This window comes from Allobosea sp. UNC402CLCol, from assembly GCF_000745475.1.
GTDB lineage: Bacteria > Pseudomonadota > Alphaproteobacteria > Rhizobiales > Beijerinckiaceae > Allobosea > Allobosea spartocytisi.
The window spans coordinates 671594-689179 of the sequence record NZ_KN050692.1; the positions used below are offsets into that span (position 1 = coordinate 671594).

General features: G+C 68.3%; 15 protein-coding genes. 12 read left to right on the plus strand and 3 right to left on the minus strand.

From position 1 onward, the window contains the following. Positions 1-156: 156 nt before the first annotated feature. On the minus strand, positions 157-1659 hold the full coding sequence (gene glpK / locus GY40_RS25840) for a glycerol kinase GlpK (protein ID WP_038368467.1): 1503 nt from the start codon (positions 1657-1659) through the stop codon (positions 157-159). Here glpK and GY40_RS28110 point away from each other — a divergent pair. The 4 genes from GY40_RS28110 (at position 1658) to GY40_RS25860 (ending at position 4592) form a co-directional block, all read left to right on the plus strand. Continuing rightward, positions 1658-1894 (plus strand): hypothetical protein, encoded by a 237-nt coding sequence (locus GY40_RS28110; RefSeq protein WP_038368470.1) that lies wholly within the window; start codon positions 1658-1660, stop codon positions 1892-1894. The genes glpK and GY40_RS28110 overlap by 2 nt on opposite strands. Before the next feature lie 86 nt (positions 1895-1980). Then, positions 1981-3099 (plus strand): Ppx/GppA phosphatase family protein, encoded by a 1119-nt coding sequence (locus GY40_RS25850; RefSeq protein WP_051988529.1) that lies wholly within the window; start codon positions 1981-1983, stop codon positions 3097-3099. A 12-nt stretch (positions 3100-3111) separates the two neighbouring features. After that, positions 3112-3849: an RlmE family RNA methyltransferase gene (locus tag GY40_RS25855; RefSeq protein WP_038368472.1), complete on the plus strand. Its 738-nt coding sequence runs from the start codon at positions 3112-3114 to the stop codon at positions 3847-3849. Between the two features lie 65 nt (positions 3850-3914). After that, positions 3915-4592 (plus strand): hypothetical protein, encoded by a 678-nt coding sequence (locus tag GY40_RS25860; protein WP_038368475.1) that lies wholly within the window; start codon positions 3915-3917, stop codon positions 4590-4592. Between the two features lie 83 nt (positions 4593-4675). On the opposite strand, the gene GY40_RS25865 is transcribed toward GY40_RS25860, so the two are convergent. Next, the gene (locus GY40_RS25865) at positions 4676-6115 is read right to left on the minus strand and encodes a DHA2 family efflux MFS transporter permease subunit (RefSeq protein WP_038368478.1); all 1440 of its coding nucleotides are present in this window, start codon (positions 6113-6115) and stop codon (positions 4676-4678) included. A gap of 273 nt (positions 6116-6388) precedes the next feature. Here GY40_RS25865 and GY40_RS25870 point away from each other — a divergent pair, with 273 nt between their 5' ends. From GY40_RS25870 to GY40_RS25905, 8 genes are all read left to right on the plus strand, one after another. Next, complete coding sequence (locus GY40_RS25870; RefSeq protein ID WP_038368481.1) at positions 6389-6715, plus strand: hypothetical protein; 327 nt, start codon at positions 6389-6391, stop codon at positions 6713-6715. A gap of 185 nt (positions 6716-6900) precedes the next feature. After that, positions 6901-8394, plus strand: a complete 1494-nt coding sequence (gene guaB / locus GY40_RS25875) for an IMP dehydrogenase (protein WP_038368484.1) — start codon at positions 6901-6903, stop codon at positions 8392-8394. Positions 8395-8463: 69 nt separating this feature from the next. Continuing rightward, on the plus strand, positions 8464-8874 hold the full coding sequence (locus GY40_RS25880) for an MAPEG family protein (protein WP_051988530.1): 411 nt from the start codon (positions 8464-8466) through the stop codon (positions 8872-8874). Between the two features lie 153 nt (positions 8875-9027). Further along, entirely contained in the window at positions 9028-10113 is a 1086-nt protein-coding gene (locus GY40_RS25885) for a DUF2865 domain-containing protein (protein ID WP_038368485.1), read from the plus strand. 222 nt (positions 10114-10335) lie between these two features. After that, a complete protein-coding gene (locus GY40_RS25890; RefSeq protein ID WP_038368487.1) occupies positions 10336-11346 on the plus strand; it encodes an extracellular solute-binding protein in 1011 nt (336 codons plus the stop codon). Further along, positions 11343-13028: an ABC transporter permease gene (locus tag GY40_RS25895; protein WP_038368489.1), complete on the plus strand. Its 1686-nt coding sequence runs from the start codon at positions 11343-11345 to the stop codon at positions 13026-13028. The genes GY40_RS25890 and GY40_RS25895 overlap by 4 nt, the downstream gene beginning before the upstream one ends. A 95-nt stretch (positions 13029-13123) precedes the next feature. Continuing rightward, the gene (locus GY40_RS25900) at positions 13124-14887 is read left to right on the plus strand and encodes an AsmA family protein (RefSeq protein ID WP_038368490.1); all 1764 of its coding nucleotides are present in this window, start codon (positions 13124-13126) and stop codon (positions 14885-14887) included. A gap of 157 nt (positions 14888-15044) precedes the next feature. Continuing rightward, positions 15045-16223: an E22 family MetX-like putative esterase gene (locus tag GY40_RS25905; RefSeq protein WP_038368492.1), complete on the plus strand. Its 1179-nt coding sequence runs from the start codon at positions 15045-15047 to the stop codon at positions 16221-16223. A gap of 130 nt (positions 16224-16353) precedes the next feature. Here the strand turns inward: GY40_RS25905 and GY40_RS25910 are convergent, their stop codons facing one another. Then, positions 16354-17511 carry an amidohydrolase gene (locus tag GY40_RS25910; RefSeq protein ID WP_038368888.1) on the minus strand — a complete coding sequence of 386 codons (1158 nt, stop codon included), beginning with the start codon at positions 17509-17511 and terminating at the stop codon, positions 16354-16356. Positions 17512-17586: the final 75 nt, after the last annotated feature.

A 17586-nucleotide genomic window follows, 5' to 3' on the forward strand; every position in this document is an offset into this window, starting at 1 on the left:
AGCGTTTGCTGCATTTCCGCGGAAACGCGGGTCATCCCGGATGCAGCGAAGCGGAGATCCGGGGTTCATGCCTGAGCCTTCTTTGGAAGCGCTCCGGCATGGATCCCGGGTCAGGCCCGGGATGACCGAGGTGGAGCCGTGCGAAATCGGCAGGCTCTATGCGTCGCTCAGCGTCCGCCGCACGGCGTCGCGCCAGCCGGCGACCTTGCGCGTGCGCTGGCTCGCCGCCATCGCCGGCAGGAAGCGTCGTTCCAGCCGCCAGAGATCGGCGAAGCGGTCGGGCTCGGGCAGCAGCCCGGCATCGAGCCCGGCGAGATAGGCCGCGCCCAGCGCCGTCGTCTCCAGCACGGTCGGGCGGTCAACGGGCAGGTCGAGGATGTCGGCGAGGCGCTGCATCGTCCAGTCGGAGGCGACCATGCCGCCATCGACGCGCAGGACCGAGCGGCCGCCCTGCCCGGCTTCGGGCCAGTCGGCATGCATGGCCTCGATCAGGTCGAGCGTCTGGTAGCAGACGCTTTCCAGCGTGGCGCGGGCGAATTCGCGCGGGCCCGTGCCGCGCGTCAGCCCGAACAGGGCGCCGCGCGCATTGGCATCCCAATGCGGGGCGCCGAGCCCGACGAAGGCCGGCACGAGATAGACGTCCTGCGCCGGGTCGGCCGCTTCCGCGAGCGGGCCGGTATCGCTCGCCTTCTCGATGATGCCGAGACCGTCGCGCAGCCATTGCACCGCGGCGCCCGCGATGAAGATCGAGCCTTCCAGCGCGTAGGAGCGCTTGCCGCCAAGCTGATAAGCGATGGTGCCGAGCAGCCGGTTCCTGGAGCGGACCGGCGTGTCGCCGGTGTTGAGCAGCGCGAAGCAGCCCGTGCCGTAGGTCGACTTGACCATGCCCGGATCGAAGCAGGCCTGCCCGATCGTCGCGGCCTGCTGGTCGCCGGCGATGCCGCGCACCGCAATCGGGCCGCCGAACAGCTCCGGCGCGGTGTCGCCGAAATGGGCCGCGCAATCGCGGACCTCCGGCAGGATCGCCTCGGGAATGTCGAGCAGCGCGAGCAGGTCCTTGTCCCAGACACCACGGCCGATATCGAACAGCATGGTGCGCGCCGCATTGGTCGCGTCGGTCGCATGCACCGCACCGCCCGTCAGCCGCCAGAGCAGGAAGGAATCGACGGTGCCGAAGGCGAGCTCGCCCGCTTCCGCACGGCGGCGGGCACCGGGAACATTATCGAGCAGCCAGGCGATCTTGGTGCCGGAGAAATAGGGGTCGATGCGCAGGCCGGTGCGGCTGGCGACGAGCTCCTCATGGCCGGCAGCGACGAGCTGCGCGCAGGCCTCGGCGGTGCGCCTGTCCTGCCAGACGATGGCGCGGTGGATCGCCCTGCCCGTCTGGCGGTCCCAGATCAGCGTGGTCTCGCGCTGGTTGGTGATGCCGATTCCGGCGATGTCCCGCGCGCCGAGCCCCGCCTTGGCGAGAGCCTCGCGCGCCGTCTCAAGCACGGTGTCCCAGATATCCTCCGGCTCGTGCTCGACCCAGCCGGAGGCTGGAAAATGCTGCGGGAACTCCCTTTGCGCGCTGGCCACCGGAGCGAGCGAAGCATCGAACAGGATCGCCCGCGAGGAGGTCGTGCCCTGGTCGATCGCAAGGAGATGTCTGGCGGCCATGCTCTGCTTCCTGCCCTGTCCCATGAGCATCGGACCGAAAAGCGGAATCCCCTTTCCGGAAGAAGCCGATGCGATAACCCATCCCGCGCTCTGCGGCGCAGCGGGCGGAGACTTGCCGAAGCCGCGGCTTCCGCGCAAGGGCATCGCCCGGATTTCGGTTCCCGGCCTGCCGCGCGAGGGCCTGTTTGCCAGTCCCCATGGCAAGGTTCTGCTTGGCACGTGGCTTGCGCTGTAGTTAGCTTGCTGACGAAGCAAATGGCTGCGCCTTGCGCGGCCCCTGCCGGATCGCTTCATGCGGGTGCGGCAGGTCGGGGGATTGGAATGGCGGCGGTCGAGGACCGGCAGCAGGGAGGCGTCGCATCCGCGGCGCCGCCACATCGACATGACGCCGATCCGCTCAGGGCCGGCGGCGCCGCCGTTGGTGCCACCGCCCGTCCCCATAACGGACATCGGCTCTTCCCCGCGCCCGCGACCTATGCGGCCCTCGATCTCGGCACGAATAATTGCCGGCTGCTGATCGCCCGCCCGGCCCAGCACGGTTTCCGGGTCGTCGATGCCTTCTCGCGGATCGTGCGCCTGGGCGAAGGGCTGGCGGCGAGCAGCCGCCTCGGCGATGCCGCCATGGACCGGGCCGTCGAGGCGCTGAAGATCTGCCGGGGCAAGATGGCGAATCGCGGCGTCACCCGCGCCCGGCTCGTCACCACGGAAGCCTGCCGCGCCGCCACGAACGGGCTCGACTTCGTCCGCCGCGTCGCGGCCGAGGCCGAATTGGCGCTGGAGATCATCGACCAGCGTACCGAGGCCGCCCTGGCCGTCTCGGGCTGCGCCGCGCTGGCGGACCCGGCGGCCGAAGGGGTCATCGTCTTCGACATCGGCGGCGGCTCCACCGAGATCGTCTGGCTCGGCAACCGCAGCGAGGCGCGCGACCCCGCCGCCCGCATCCGCGAATGGGCCTCGCTGCCGATCGGCGTCGTCACGGTGGCGGAACGCTATGGCGGCGTCGAGGTCAGCCGCGAGCTGTTCGAGCGCATGGTCGATGATTGCGCGCAGGCGCTCGAGCCCTTCGTGAAGCGGGCCGCGCCCGCCCGTCAGGCGCGCGCCTTCCATCTGTTGGGCACCTCCGGCACGGTCACCACCGTCGCCGGCATCCATCTCGGCCTGCTCCGCTACGACCGGCGCGAGGTCGACGGGCTGTGGATGCGCCAGGACGATATCCTCGCGGTCATCGACCGGCTGATCGCGATGGACTATGCCGCACGAGCAGCGAATGCCTGCATCGGCCGCGAGCGCGCCGATCTCGTGCTGGCCGGCTGCGCGATCTTCGAGGCGATCCGCCGCGCCTTTCCGAGCGAGCGGGTCCGGATCGCCGATCGCGGCCTGCGCGAAGGCATCCTGCTGCGGATGATGCATGAGGATCGCGCCTGGTGGCGGCGCAGATAGGCTTGGACGGCGATGAGCAGCGGAAAATCGGGAGGCGGCGCCGGTGGCAAGGCGTCGGCAGGCGCGCGCGACATGCGCGTCAAGGTCAAGAAGGCCGGCAAGCTCAAGCATTCCTCGCAGCTCTGGCTCGAGCGCCAGCTCAACGACCCTTATGTGAAGCGGGCGAGAGAGCTGGGCTATCGCTCACGCGCGGCCTTCAAGCTCGAGGAGATGGACGACCGCTACAAATTCCTCAAAACCGGCCAGCGCCTGGTCGATCTCGGCTGCGCGCCGGGCGGCTGGTGCCAGATCGCGGCCAAGCGCATCGGGTTGGAACAGGGCAAGGGCTATATCGTCGGCATCGACCTGCTGCCGGTCGACCCGATCCCGGCCGTCGACCTGATCCAGATGGATTTCATGGCCGAGGAGGCCCCGGCCCTGCTGACCGAACGGCTCGGCGGCCGGGCCGACGGCGTGATGTCGGACATGGCCGCCAACACCACCGGCCACAAGAAGACCGACCACCTCAAGATCATCGCGCTGGCCGAGGCTGCGCTCGAATTCGCGCATGACGTGCTGGCACCGGGCGGCTTCTTCCTCGCCAAGCTGTTCCAGGGTGGCGACAGCGCCGAACTGCTCGCGGGCCTGAAGCGCGACTTCACGCTCGTGCGCAACGTCAAGCCGGCGGCCAGCCGCGCCGATTCCTCGGAGCTCTACGTGCTGGCGACGGGGTACAGGCGCAAGCCGGATGCGGCCGAGACGGCCGTTTGAGAATCGACAGAGATGTCCCAGGCCGCAACCCAGCATCGCCGCATCCGAGCGCCGAGATCTCCGAGATGACCAAGACGCGTCTGGTTTCGATTCTTTCAACCCTTGCCGTTCTCGTCCTCGGATCCTTGCCTGCACAGGCCTCCGACCGGACACCCGAGCAAGTGGCGGAGCTCTATTACCGCGCCTGGCTCAACTACGACCGCGCCGCTGCCGTTCAGCTCAACACGGCGCTGCGCCCGGAAACCGGCGGACGGGATCTCGTCGATCTCGGGATGATCGCCGATCCCGTCGCATGGCAACTCAGGCGAATCGCAAGCTTGAGCGCTCGGGGAGACCCGTCGGCCCCCGAGATCAGACGGCTGATGGCGACATTCATCATCGCCGGAAGCAAACGCGTTCGCTGCCGGGCCCTCGGCCACGAAATCAGCGCCCAGCCGACGGGCGCGCGCTTTCGCGCGACCGTCAAGCTTGAATGCGCCGTGCCGGATGCCGTGGCGGGTTTGCGCCAGACGAAGGAGCACGAGCAAGGGCGGTCGAACATGGTCAATCCCTCCCCGCGCCTGCTGAAGGGCGTCATCGAGGCCTTCGAGAGAGCTCCGCTGACACGCCGGGTTTCGACGGAGATGGATGTGACCGCGGGGTCCGCGAAACAACGCTGGATGCCGGATACGAGCCACAGCGGCATGGATCAGGTGACCGGCGCCATCGCGCGCCAGATCGGGGAAGCCGGCCTCGGCCCGTAGACCGCACGTCCCGAGCCGGCCTCGCGCCCGGAAAACCACCCCAAGACGGGATATGATCGCGGCTTTGCCGAGATCGCAGCCGCTCAATCCAACGGCTTCTGCTCGGCGATCGCCTCGGCCGTCAGCTTGCGCTTGCTGACCGGCGCGTGGCCGGAGACCTCGGCGCCGGCATCGGGCGCGAGCTGCGCCATCCAGAGCGCCGAGGAGGCCGAAATCAGCCCGACGATGACGAAGGCCGGCCAGAAATCGCCGGCCGCGAGCGCCTTGCCGCCGTTGAAGGTGTTGGCCGCCTCCAGCGCGAAAGCGCCGATCGTCACGCCCATGCTGAGCGACAATTGCTGCGCGACGCTGGACAGGCTGGTCGCGCTCGACATCTCGCGGTTGGAGACGTCGGAATAGCTCAGCGCGTTGATGCCGGTGAACTGCAGCGAGCGGAAGCAGCCGCCGATCAGCAGGACCGACAGCATGATCGCGTGCGGCGTCGTCGGGGTGAAGAGGCCGGAGGCCGCGAGGAAGGCGGAGCCGACGAGCGCGTTGAAGATCAGCACGCGCCGGAAGCCGTATTGCGCCAGGATGGTCCGCGCCAGCGTCTTCATGATCATCGCGCCGGCGGCCGAGGCGAAGGTGATCAGGCCCGATTGCAGCGGATCGAGCCCGAATCCGAGCTGCAGCATCAGCGGCAGCAGGAAGGGGATCGCGCCGATGCCGGTGCGGAAGATCGAGCCGCCGACGACGCCGATGCGGAAGGTCGGGATGCGGAAGAGCGCGAGGTCGAGGACCGGATAAGGCACGCGGCGCGCATGGAACCAGTAGGCGACGAGCGCCGCCGCCCCGCCCAGCACGCAGCCATAGGAGATATATTCCGGCACCATGTGCCGGCCGCCGGTCGCCAGCCCGAGCATCAGCGCGGCGAAGCCGAAAGCCGAGAGGACGAAGCCGCGCACATCGAGCGGCGCCACGTCCTCCTCCCGGATGTCCTCGAAGAAGATGCTCGACAGCACGATGCCGATGAGGCCGATCGGGATGTTGATGAAGAAGATCCAGCGCCAATCGAAATAGGTGGTGATGAAGCCGCCGAGCGGCGGGCCGACCACGGGCCCGACCAGCGCCGGGACGGTGAGATAGGCGAGCGCGCTGACCATCTCGGCCTTGCTGACGCTGCGCAGGATGACGAGGCGCCCGACCGGCACCATCATCGCCCCGCCCATGCCCTGGATGAAGCGCGCGCCGACGAAGGCGGCGAGCGAATTCGACACCGCGCAGAGCACCGAGCCGAGCATGAAGATGCAGAGCGCCGCGCGGAACACGCTGCGGGCGCCGAACTTGTCCGCCATCCAGCCGGAGATCGGGATGAAGACCGCGAGACTGACGAGATAGGAGGTCAGCGCCAGCTTCAGCGCGATCGGATCCTCCCCCAGCGACTTCGCGATCATCGGCAGCGAGGTGGCGATGACGGTGGAGTCGGTGTTCTCCATGAACAGGGCGCAGGCGACGATCAGGGGAAGCAGTTTGGCGCGTTGCAAGGTCCGAACCTCCGCGCCGGCACGAAACCGGCGCGCTTGAAATCATAAGCTCGGCTATTAACGCGACAATTCGCCCGTGACGAGGTCGAAATCACGGTTTTGGTCGCCCCTTGCGCGCCTCCGCTATGCCCTGAGATTATAACCCGGCACCGAACACAATGCCGCCATGCGTTTTTCGCCCTGCAACAAGACCCGGCACCGCCCCACCTCAAGATTCGTTCGGCTAAGCCGAACCGTCGCGAGGGGCGCGCGTCGCTGACCTTGGAGGCTGACATGTTCGATATTTCAAGAATTTCCCCCGTTCTCCGTCGTAACCGCTCGAGCCTGCGCCTTGCGGCTCTCGGCGCGCTGGCAGGCCTGGCCTATGGCATGGCGGTGCCCGCGCCCGCTTCCGCAGCCCCCTCCGACTGGCGCGGCGGCTGCCAGGACAAGGCTGCGCCGCAGGGCTATGGCGAGATGATCCGGTATAACAACTGCGTGAGGCAGAGGGACTGCCAGCAACTCGCCAATGCGACGGGCACCACGGTCTTCGCGGCCGGTTGTTTCTGGGTCTCGCCCGAGGCGCCGGTGGCGTCCGATTTCCGCCGGCCGGCACGCTGAATCCGGCCCCGGCAAACGGCAAAGCGGCACGGCCATGCGCCGGGGCCGCTTCTGCACTGCAAAATAAATTGGCACGCGCTCTAGCGGACCAGCCGGACGCGTGCTAACGGGCCTCGTCAACTCGGCCATGGGCGCATCTGCCCGGCCCCTTAGAAAAGCCGGCTCGGCCGGCGTCGGAGTTGACGATGACGCTTTCCCTCGACGGTCTGATTCGTGACGGCCTCACCTTCGACGACGTGCTCCTGGAGCCGGGTCCGTCGGAGGTCATGCCGGCCGATGTCGACATCCGCACGCAGCTCACCCGCTCGATCTCGCTGAACCTGCCGATCATCGCCTCGGCGATGGATACGGTCACCGAGGCCCGCATGGCGATCGCCATGGCGCAGGCCGGCGGGCTTGGCGTCATCCATCGCAATCTCGAGGCCGATCAGCAGGCCGCGCAGGTCCGCCTCGTCAAGAAGTTCGAATCGGGCATGATCGCGAACCCGATCACGATCCATCCCGACGAGACGCTGGCCGATGCGCTGTCACTGATGAAGCAGAACGGCATCTCCGGCATCCCGGTCGTCGAGCGCGGGCCGCAAGGCCACAAGGGCAAGCTCGTCGGCATCCTGACCAACCGCGACGTCCGCTTCGCCGCCAACCCGGACCAGCCGGTTTCCGAGCTGATGACCAAGGAGCGGCTCATCACCGTCCGCGAAGGCGTGAACCAGGAAGAGGCGCGCCGCCTGCTCCACCAGTTCCGCATCGAGAAGCTGCTCGTCGTCGACGATCACTTTCGCTGCATCGGCCTGATCACCGTCAAGGACATGGAGAAGCAGGTCGCCCATCCCCACGCCGCGAAGGATTCGCAGGGCCGCCTGCTCGTCGCCGCCGCGACCACGACCGGCGAGCAGGGCTTCGAGCGCTCGGAGATGCTGATCGACGCCGGCGTCGACCTCATCGTCGTCGACACCGCCCACGGCCATTCGGCCAAGGTGCTCGACGCGGTCAGCCGCGTGAAGAAGCTCTCCAACGCCGTGCAGGTCATCGCCGGCAACGTCGCCACCGCCGGCGGCGCCCAGGCGCTGATCGACGCCGGCGCCGACGCGATCAAGGTCGGCATCGGGCCGGGCTCGATCTGCACCACCCGCATCGTCGCGGGCGTCGGCGTGCCCCAGCTCACCGCGATCATGGACGCGGCCTCGGCAGGCGTGAAGGCCGGCGTTCCGATCATCGCCGATGGCGGCATCAAATATTCGGGCGACCTCGCCAAGGCGCTCGCGGCCGGCGCCTCCTGCGCCATGGTCGGCTCGCTGCTCGCCGGCACCGACGAGACGCCGGGCGACACCTTCCTCTACCAGGGCCGCTCCTACAAATCCTATCGCGGCATGGGCTCGGTCGGCGCCATGGCGCGCGGATCGGCGGATCGCTACTTCCAGCAGGACATCAAGGATTCGCTGAAGCTGGTGCCCGAGGGCATCGAGGGCCAGGTCGCCTATAAGGGCCCGGTCTCGGGCGTTCTGCATCAGCTCGCCGGGGGCCTGCGCGCCGCGATGGGCTATGTCGGCGGCAAGGATCTGGCGGATTACCAGGCCAAGGCGCGATTCATCCGCATCACCAGCGCCGGCCTGCGCGAGAGCCACGTCCACGACGTGACGATCGTGCGCGAGAGCCCGAACTACCCGACCCGCTCTTGAGCCTGTCGCGCCTTCGTGCAGTCTGGCTCGCCCGGACGAGCCGGACTGCACGAAGGCGGAGAGCAACACATGGCCCTGAAGCTGGTCTACCCGGCGCTCGCGATGATCTTCTGGATCTTCGTGGTCGGCGTCATCCTGTGCGTTCGCCGCAAGAACGCCTTCACCTCGGGCGAGGTCCGGCCCGACGAGGTCTCGGTTTCGACCGAGCGCTACCCCGTCCCGGCCCGCCTCGCCTCGGCAAACTTCTCGAACCAGTTCGAGCTGCCGGTCGTCTTCTTCGCGCTGATCATGCTGGCCATCCAGGTCGCGGCGACGAGCTATGTCATGGCGGCGCTGGCCTGGATCTTCGTCGCCTCCCGCGTCGTCCACACCCTCATCCATATCGGCCCGAACCAGCTGCCGCTGCGCGGCGCGGTCTATGGCGTGGGCGCCATCGCGCTGCTGTGCATGTGGGCCGGCGTGCTGGTGGCGGTGCTCTGAGAGATGGCGTCCGGCCGTGCTGCGGCGGCCGATCCGTTAAGCATTCCCGCCATTTACCATGAATTCTTCAGGCGGCGACGTTGAGTCTTAACAAAAGGTAAACTACACAAATCGCGCGGCGGACGGTGAAACAAGCGTGGTTTGGAGTGGCGCATGTTGCGTGTCCGTGATGGGTTCGAGCAGGCTTCCGCCTGCGGCGGGCAAGCTGTTGTCGCGGCATTCCGCCAGTCGCATCCCGCCGCCCCCCTGCCCGCGCGCAAGCCGTCGCGGAGCCGGCGTCTCATCGCGATGACCGCCGCCGGCCTCGCGCTCGGCGCCGGCGGCGCGATCCTGACGGCGTCCCTGGTCCAGGCCGAGGACGATGCCGGCATCCGCTCCTTCTTCATCGAGGAAGCCGCCCGCAAGGCCCAGCGCCAGGCCGATGCCTCGCCGCAGGCGAACGCCTATGCGCCGACCGGCAATGGCTGGCGCCTGCCCCTGTTCCGGAGTGGCGCGGATGGACGGCTCGCGCAGCCCGTGCTCGACCTCAATCCGTTTCGCCGCAATGCCCGCAAGGTCGCGCAGCGGCCGAACAAACCCGCCCCCAAAATCGCCCGGACCGACACGCTGTCGGCCACGGCGAAGACCGCCCAGACGATCTGCGTCCGGCTTTGCGACGGCTTCCACGCGCCGATCGGCCAGCTGCGCGCCTCCTCCGACCTGAAGGCGCATCAGGCTCTCTGCGAGGCGATGAACCCCGGCCTGCCGGTCAAGGTCTTCACCGTCGCTGCCGGGGCTGCCTCCATCGACAATGCCGTCGCGGCCGATGGCCAGCGCTACGGCGCCCTGCCGACTGCCTACAGGCACGAGACATCCGCCAACCCCGCCTGCCGCCCCGCGATCGTGCAGGCTGGCGAGCAGCGCGTCTCGCTGCTGCGCGATATCACCTTGCGGCCCGGCGACAGTGTCGTGCTGGACGGCAAGGTCTCGACCTTCACGGGCGGATCGAGCTGGCCCTATAGCCGCCGCGACTTCCGCGATTTCCGCTCGGCCTCCGAACTCACCAAGGCCCAGCGCCGCCAGATCGACGAGCAGGTCGGCATCTCGCGGATGGAGGCGGAGGCGCGCAGCCTGCGCCGGCAGATGCGGGTTCGCGAGGCCAGCCTCGAGGGCGATACGGTGATGAGCGACGCCGTCCTGCGCGGATCGCTCGATTCCGACACGCGCGGCGCGGTGCGGATGATTCCAATTTCACGATAACGGCAGCGCGGCTCGTTCGACGAAAGCCGTACGACTAGCAGCGCCGGAAATTCGCGAAGCTTTTCCGTGTGATGCTCGCTTTCTTAGAACCAGTCAAAATAAGAACCACTCTAGAAACCGTATAAGACATTGATTTTAAAAGACTATCCTGTTGACGGAGACGTCACGGGGCCTTTATCCCTCGCCCAACGCACCGACTTGCCCAACCGAGGGAACACAAGAATGATCGGAAAGAAGCATCTTGGCCTGCTGGCCCTGTCGTCCTGCCTGCTCGGGGCGCCGGCCTTCGCCCAGAGCGTCAATCTCTACACGACGCGCGAGCCCGCCCTCCTCAACCCGGTGCTGGAAGCCTTCACCGCCGATACCGGCATCAAGGTCAACGCGGTCTTCCTGAAGGACGGCTTGCAGGAGCGCATCCGCGCCGAGGGCGCCAACAGCCCGGCCGATCTGATGCTCCTCGTCGATGTCGGCGAGATCAACGCCGCCGTCGATGCCGGCATCACCCAGCCGCTCAAATCGACGACCATCGAGAAGGTCGTGCCGGCGCAGCTTCGCCCCGACGACAACTGGGTCACGCTGACCAAGCGCGCGCGCATCGTCGTGGCCTCGAAGGAGCGCGTGGCGCAGGACGCCATCACCTATGAGGAGCTGGCGGATCCGAAGTGGAAGGGCAAGTTCTGCATCCGCGCCGGCCAGCACCCCTACAACAACGCGTTCTTCGCCGCCTATGTCGCCCATAACGGCCCGGACAAGGCCGAGGGCTATCTGAAGGCCCTGCGCGCCAACGCGGCCCGCAAGCCCGGCGGCGGCGACCGCGACGTCGCCCGCGACATCCAGTCCGGCCTCTGCGACGTGGCCATCATCAACACCTACTATATCGGCCTGATGAGCCAGGCGAAGAACGAGCAGAAGGGCTGGTTCGACGCGATCAAGCCGCTCAAGACCACCTTCGCCAATGGCGGCACGCATGTGAACGTCTCGGCCGTCGCGCTGGCGAAGAACGCGCCGAACAAGGACAACGCCGTGAAGCTCGTCGACTACATGCTCGGCGAGAAGGCCCAGGCCCTCTATGCCAACGGCAATTTCGAGTTCCCGGTCAACGCCGCCGTCACCGACAGCGCCGCCGTGAAGCTGCTCGGCCCGGTCACGCCGGACAAGCTGCCGCTCTCTGAGGTCGCCAAGCAGCGCAAATCCGCGGCCGATCTCGTCGACAAGGTCGGTTTCGACAGTTGAGCCCGGGCACGACGCTCGCGCTTTCGCGGCGGCCGCCATTCGCTTGGCGGCCGTCGACGCGTTTTGCCTTCGTCTCGCTTCTCGGCGCGGCGCTCGTGCTGATGCCGCTGGCGGCGCTGGTCGCGACCGCCCTGTCCTCGCGCGAGGCGGCCGAGATCTGGCCGCATCTTGCCGCCAATGTGCTGCCGGCCGCGCTCGGCCAGACCGCGCTGCTGCTCGCCGGCGTCGGGATCCTGTGCGCCGTGATCGGCACGGGCACCGCCTGGCTGGTGACCCAATACGAGTTCCCCGGCCGGCGCTCGCTCGAATGGCTGCTCGCCCTGCCGCTGGCGCTGCCGACCTACATCACCGCCTATATCTACGTCGAATTCCTCGGCTTCAACGGCCCGCTGCAGGCCGCGCTGCGCGCCCTGACGGGCTGGCGCTCGCTGCGCGACTACTGGTTTCCGGACCCGCGCAACCTGGCCGGCGCGGTCGTCATCATGGCGCTCGTGCTCTACCCTTATGTCTATCTGAGCACACGCGCGCTCTTCGGCATCCAGGGCGCCTCCATCGTCGAGGCGGCCCGCACGCTCGGCGCCGGCCGGGCGAGGCTGTTCTGGCGCATCGGCCTGCCGCTTGCGCGGCCGGCGCTGGCGGCCGGGCTCACCCTCGTCCTGCTCGAGACGCTGAACGACATCGGCGCGACCGAATATCTCGGCGTCCGCTCGCTGACGCTCTCGATCTACACGACCTGGCTCAATCGCGGCTCGCTGGCGGGCGCCGCCCAGATCGCCTGCGTCATGCTGCTCGTCGTCTTCGCCCTGATCGCCGTCGAGGCGAAACTGCGCGGCCAGCGCCGCTTCGCCCTCTCCGCGCGCCAGCCGCGCGCGCTTGCCCGCAAGCGGCTGCATGGCCGCGACGCCCTGTTGGCCGTGCTGGCCTGCGCGCTGCCGGTGCTGTTCGGCGCGGCGCTGCCGATCGGATATCTGCTGGTCGAGGTGCTGCAGCGTGACCTGTCGAGCCAGCTCGACACCGGCCTCCTGCGCCTGCTCGGCAACGCGCTGCTGCTTGCGGGCACGGCAGCGCTGCTGGTCGTCGGGCTCGGCATCGGGATCGTCTCCGCGGGGCGGCGTGGCCGCGAAGCCTGGCTGAAGCCGCTCGCGCGCCTTGCCGCCCTCGGTTACGCGGTTCCGGGCACGGTGCTGGCGCTCGGCCTGCTGGTGCCGCTCGCCGGCTTCGACAATGCCGTCGCCAACGCGTCGCGGCAGTTTCTCGGGCTGAATCCCGGGCTGATCCTGATCGGCTCGGGCGCGGCGCTCGTCATCGCCTATGTCGTGCGCTTCCTCGCCATCGGCATCTCCGGCGTGGAAAGCGGGCTCGCCCGCGTCTCGCCGCGCATCGACGATGCGGCGCGCGGACTCGGCGCCGGCGGCGCGGAAATCCTGCAGCGCCTGCACTGGCCCCTCGCCCGCCCCGCCATCGCCGCGGCCGCCCTGCTCGTCTTCGTCGACGGGCTCAAGGAACTCCCCGCGACGCTGCTGCTGCGGCCGCTCAACCTCGACACGCTGGCGACGGTCGTCTATGGGCACGCCTCCCGCGGCGTCTTCGAGGAAGGCGCGCTCGCGGCTTTGCTCATCATCCTCGCCGGCCTCTATCCCGCCATGATTCTGGCGAGAACCGGTGCAAACCAAAGGGGATAGCCGGCTCTGCCGGCTCGACAAGCGGCATCGATCGGCCTAAACCCTGTGCCGCCAGGGGGCTGGCTGACTTTCGGCCCGTACCGATTCGGAAGTCCATGACCAAACGCGCCGCGTTTCTCGCCTTCAGCCTCGTTGTCGCGATCGGCCTGCTCGGAGTGCAGTCCTGGAACCTCGCGCTCGGCCGGGTCGAGCGGCGCGCCATCGTGGCGATCGAGGAGCGAACCGGCTTCGTCGTCAGGTCGCTCGAGCGTGCCGAGATCGCCTTCCTGCCGCTGCCGCGCATCAGCCTGTCCAAAGTGGTCTTCTCACAGCGTGACGGCACCGTCGCCGGCGAGGCCCTCCGGGTCAGGGGCTATCTGCGCCTGCTGCCGCTGCTCACGGGCCGGCTCAGCTTCGACCGCGTCGATCTCCTCGCGCCGCAGATCGACGTCGCCGTGGCGGCCGAGAGCGACGGGCTGACCGACTGGCTGGCCCCGCCTTTGGCCGAGCTGGAGAAGCTGCGGAGCCAGGGCCGCATCGTCATCCGCTCCGGCTCCGTGTTCCTGCGCAGCGGCACCGCGATCCAGAGCATCGTGCGCGACGTCAACCTGGTCATCGACGAGCGCGAGCAGAACGAGCCCTTCAGCCTCGCCGGCTCGTTCAAATGGCGGGGGGTGCCGACCGATGTCAGCCTTCTCTGGCCGGTCGTCGGCGGCAGCGCCAAGGCCGCGCTCTCCGCCGCCTCGCCCCTGCTGAAGCTGCGCTTCGAGGGCACGCGCTCCGGCCCCGGCGAGCCGGTCGTGACGGGCATGCTCGCCCTCTCCACGCCTTCCGTCCCCGGCCTGCTCGACTGGTTCGGCGAGAAGTCGCGGCTGTCGGCCGCGCTTGGTGCCCTGACGCTCAATGCCGACCTTCAATTGAAACCGCGGGAAGCCTCGTTCAACAATGCCGTGGCAAGCCTCGACGGCGACCGCCTCGACGGCGTCGTGAAGCTGACGGATGTCGACGGCCGCTTCGCGCTGTCGGGTACGCTGGCCGGCGCCAGCCTCGACCTGGGGCGCCTGATCGACCGGCTGCCGCTGCCGGCGATCGATGCCCGCGACACCAGCCCGTTCAATCTCGACGGCTGGACGGGGCGCGACATCGATCTGCGGATCTCGGTCGATGCCGCCCGGCTGAACGGCGCCCGCCTTGCCGATGTCGCGACCTATGTCCTGGTCAAGAAGGGCCGCTTCGAGACCGGCCTCCTGCGCGCCTCGGCCTATGGCGGCACGGTCAAGGGCCGCCTCCTCGCGGTGAGCGCACCGACCGGCGTGGATGTGAAGGTCCAGGCGGGGGTCGACAAGGTCGATTTCGGCCGCGCCGCGGCGGATGTGCCCCGGCTGACGCGGCTCACCGGCACCGGCGGCTTCCAGCTCGCTCTGGACGGCGCAGGCCGGACCTTCGACGAGTTGCTCGGCTCGATGACCGGGCGCGCCGGCATCAACCTGAAGCAGGGCGAGATCGGCGGCGTCGCCCTCTCCGAGTTGCTGCGCCGGGCGGAGCGAAACCCGTCGCTTCTCCTGCGCGACTGGCGCCAGGGCAAGACGCCTTTCGACACGCTGGCCGCCAATGCCGGCATCGCCAACGGGCTGCTCGTGCTGACCGATGCGCAAGTGAGCGGATCGAATTATCGGCTCAATCTCTCCGGCAATGCCTCGCTGCGCTCGCGCCTGCTCGACATGCGCGCCACGCTCGCCTCGCTCAACGGCTCGCTCAGACTGCCGCTCCTCCTCACCGGCCCCATCGACGCCCCCGATCTCGATCTGGAGAGCGAGGCCTTCCTCAGCCCGACCGGCAGCACCGGCACCGCGGCGGTTCCGGCCTTGCTCGGGCGCTGATCGTTTCGGGGCCTCGCGCCATTCCGCCTCGCGCCGCATCGTCTTCACGCGAACCGGTATCCGCTTCGCCCGAAAAGGCTCTCGCTTTCCCCTCCCGCGAAAATCCGGTCTGATGCCGCGTGGCCTCGCGAAGGCCGCGGGAGGTGGAGGGAACGACATGCGGATAGGGATCACGGGCGCGCTTGCGCTCGCAGCGATGATGGTGACGGGAATGGCCGGGGCGCAGGAGACGATCGTCGAGAAGAAGGTCTTCGAGCTGCCGAGCTTCACGACCCAATCGGGACGCACGCTGAAGCAGGTCCGCGTCGGCTGGGAGAGCTACGGCACGCTCAATGCCGACAAATCCAACGCCGTGCTGATCTGCCACTTCTTCTCCGGCAACTCGCACGCCGCCGGCAAATACGACGCCGCGGACGCCGCGCCGGGCTATTGGGACGCGATCATCGGCCCCGGCAAGGCGATCGACACCAACACGTATTTCGTCATCGCCTCCGACACGCTGGTCAACCTCAACACCGGCGACCCGAAGACGACGACCACCGGCCCGGCCTCGATCGATCCGGATACCGGCAAGCCTTACGGCCTCAATTTCCCGATCGTCGGCATCCGCGACTTCGTCGAGGTCCAGAAAGCGCTGGTCGAAAGCCTCGGCATCAAGAAGCTCGCGCTGGTCGCCGGCCCCTCGATGGGCTCGCTCCAGACCTTCGAATGGGCGGCGAGCCATCCCGAGATGGTCGCCAAGGCGATGCCGGTGATCGGCGCGGCCGAGGCCGACGCGATGCTGATCGGCTGGCTCGACGTCTGGGCGGCGCCGATCCTGGCCGATGCCAACTGGAACAATGGCGATTATTACGGCAAGGCCCCGCCGCTCGCCGGGCTCGCCAAGGCGCTGACGGCGGTGACGCTCCATGCCAACCATCAGGACTGGGCCAACGCCACCTTCGGCCGCCGCCCGGCCAAGGAAGGCGAGAATCCGGGCAAGACGCTCGCCGACAAGTTCCAGGTCCAGAGCGTGCTCGACAATGCCGGCATGGCCCGCGCCAAGCTCTCCGACGCCAACCACTTCCTCTATCTGGTCAAGGCGAACCAGCTCTTCACCACCGGCGGCACCTCGCTGGCCGACGGCATGGCCAAGATCAGGGCGCCGATGCTCTACATCACCCAGCCGAAAGACCTCGTCTTCACGGCGGATGCGGTGGAGCGCACGCTGAAGGCCGCGAAGGATGCCGGGCGCGACATCACCCATGTCACCATCGACGGCGTTCGCGGCCATCTCGACGGCGTCATCTCGATGAAGCAGGCGGAGGGCGCGATCCGGGCCTTCCTGGAGAAGTAGGTTCGCTTGACGCGAAACACGTCATTCCGGGCTTGATCCGGAATCCATCGGAGAGCGCTCAAGCCCTGTGATGGATTCCGGATCGGCGCCGCCAAGGCGGTTTGTCCGGAATGACCACTCGCCTCCGGGCTCAGGCGGCCGGCAAACGCTTGCGCGCGATCTCGGCGTGGAAGCGCGCGCCATGGAGCAATCCCGCATCGTCGAAATCGTAATGCGGGTTGTGAAGCGGCGCGCTGTCGCCATTGCCGAGGAAGACGAAGCAGCCCGGCACATGGTCGAGAAAGCGGGCGAAATCCTCCGATCCGGTGAAGGGCTCGGACACGACCGAGGCATTCTCCGTGCCGAGCAGGCTCCTCGCCACGCCGAGGGCTTCCTCCGTCAGCGCCGGATCGTTCAGGAGCGGCACGAATTCGCGCGTATAGGTCACGGATTGCTCGACATTGTAGGCGCGCGCGATGCCGTCCGCGATCACGCGCATCTGCGCCTCGATATCGGCGCTGACGGCGGGGCTGAAGCTGCGGGCATCGCCGAGGATGCGCGCTTCCCCCGGCAAGGCGTTGCGCGTTCCGTCGGTGATCAGCTCCGTCACCGAGACCACGGCGATATCCGCCGGGCTCAGGCGTCGCGAAACGATGGTCTGCAGGCTCGTGACGAGGGCGCAGGCGGCGACGAGCGTCTCATTGCCGACATGGGGACGCGCGGCGTGGCCGCCGACGCCGCGCAGGACGATCTCGAAATTATCCTCCGCCGACATGATCGCGCCGGGGCGGGTCTGGAAGCGGCCGACGCCCAGGCCCGGCGCATTGTGCAGCCCGTAGATCTCGGTGAAGGGAAAGCGCTCCATCACGCCGTCATCGAGCATGGCCAGCGCTCCGCGCCCCCATTCCTCGGCCGGCTGGAAGATGAAGCGCACCGTGCCGTCGAAGCCGCCTTCCGCCGCCAGCAGCTTCGCGGCGCCGAGCAGCATCGCGGTATGGCCGTCATGGCCGCAGGCATGCATGACGCCGGGATTGCGCGAGCGATACGGCGCCTCGCTCTGCTCGGGGATGCGCAAGGCGTCCATATCGGCCCGGAGCGCGATCGCCCGGTTGCCGCTGCCGCGCTTCAGGGTTCCGACGACCCCTGTGCCGCCGACGCCGGCAACGACCTCGTCGAGGCCGAACTCGCGCAGTTTGGCGGCGACGAAGGCGCCGGTACGCTGCTCCTCGAAACCGAATTCCGGGTGAGCGTGCAGGTCGCGCCGCCAGGCGGTCATCTCCTGCACCAGATGGTCGAGATCGATCGTCACGGCTTGTCCCTCGCTCCAGGCGGTGCGCTTCGGTCGCGCGCCGGGACGATAGCCCAGCGCCCGCGAGAGAGGCGC

Excerpts from the sequence above, each read along its gene's own strand:
- GY40_RS25890 (WP_038368487.1), top strand. The coding sequence starts at position 10,336 with ATGATCGGAAAGAAGCATCTTGGCCTGCTGGCCCTGTCGTCCTGCCTG.
- GY40_RS25870 (WP_038368481.1), top strand. The coding sequence starts at position 6,389 with ATGTTCGATATTTCAAGAATTTCCCCCGTTCTCCGTCGTAACCGCTCG.
- GY40_RS28110 (WP_038368470.1), top strand. The coding sequence starts at position 1,658 with ATGCTCTGCTTCCTGCCCTGTCCCATGAGCATCGGACCGAAAAGCGGA.
- GY40_RS25885 (WP_038368485.1), top strand. The coding sequence starts at position 9,028 with ATGTTGCGTGTCCGTGATGGGTTCGAGCAGGCTTCCGCCTGCGGCGGG.
- guaB (WP_038368484.1), top strand. The coding sequence starts at position 6,901 with ATGACGCTTTCCCTCGACGGTCTGATTCGTGACGGCCTCACCTTCGAC.
- GY40_RS25880 (WP_051988530.1), top strand. The coding sequence starts at position 8,464 with ATGGCCCTGAAGCTGGTCTACCCGGCGCTCGCGATGATCTTCTGGATC.
- glpK (WP_038368467.1), bottom strand. The coding sequence starts at position 1,659 with ATGGCCGCCAGACATCTCCTTGCGATCGACCAGGGCACGACCTCCTCG.
- GY40_RS25850 (WP_051988529.1), top strand. The coding sequence starts at position 1,981 with ATGGCGGCGGTCGAGGACCGGCAGCAGGGAGGCGTCGCATCCGCGGCG.
- GY40_RS25860 (WP_038368475.1), top strand. The coding sequence starts at position 3,915 with ATGACCAAGACGCGTCTGGTTTCGATTCTTTCAACCCTTGCCGTTCTC.
- GY40_RS25905 (WP_038368492.1), top strand. The coding sequence starts at position 15,045 with ATGCGGATAGGGATCACGGGCGCGCTTGCGCTCGCAGCGATGATGGTG.
- GY40_RS25855 (WP_038368472.1), top strand. The coding sequence starts at position 3,112 with ATGAGCAGCGGAAAATCGGGAGGCGGCGCCGGTGGCAAGGCGTCGGCA.
- GY40_RS25900 (WP_038368490.1), top strand. The coding sequence starts at position 13,124 with ATGACCAAACGCGCCGCGTTTCTCGCCTTCAGCCTCGTTGTCGCGATC.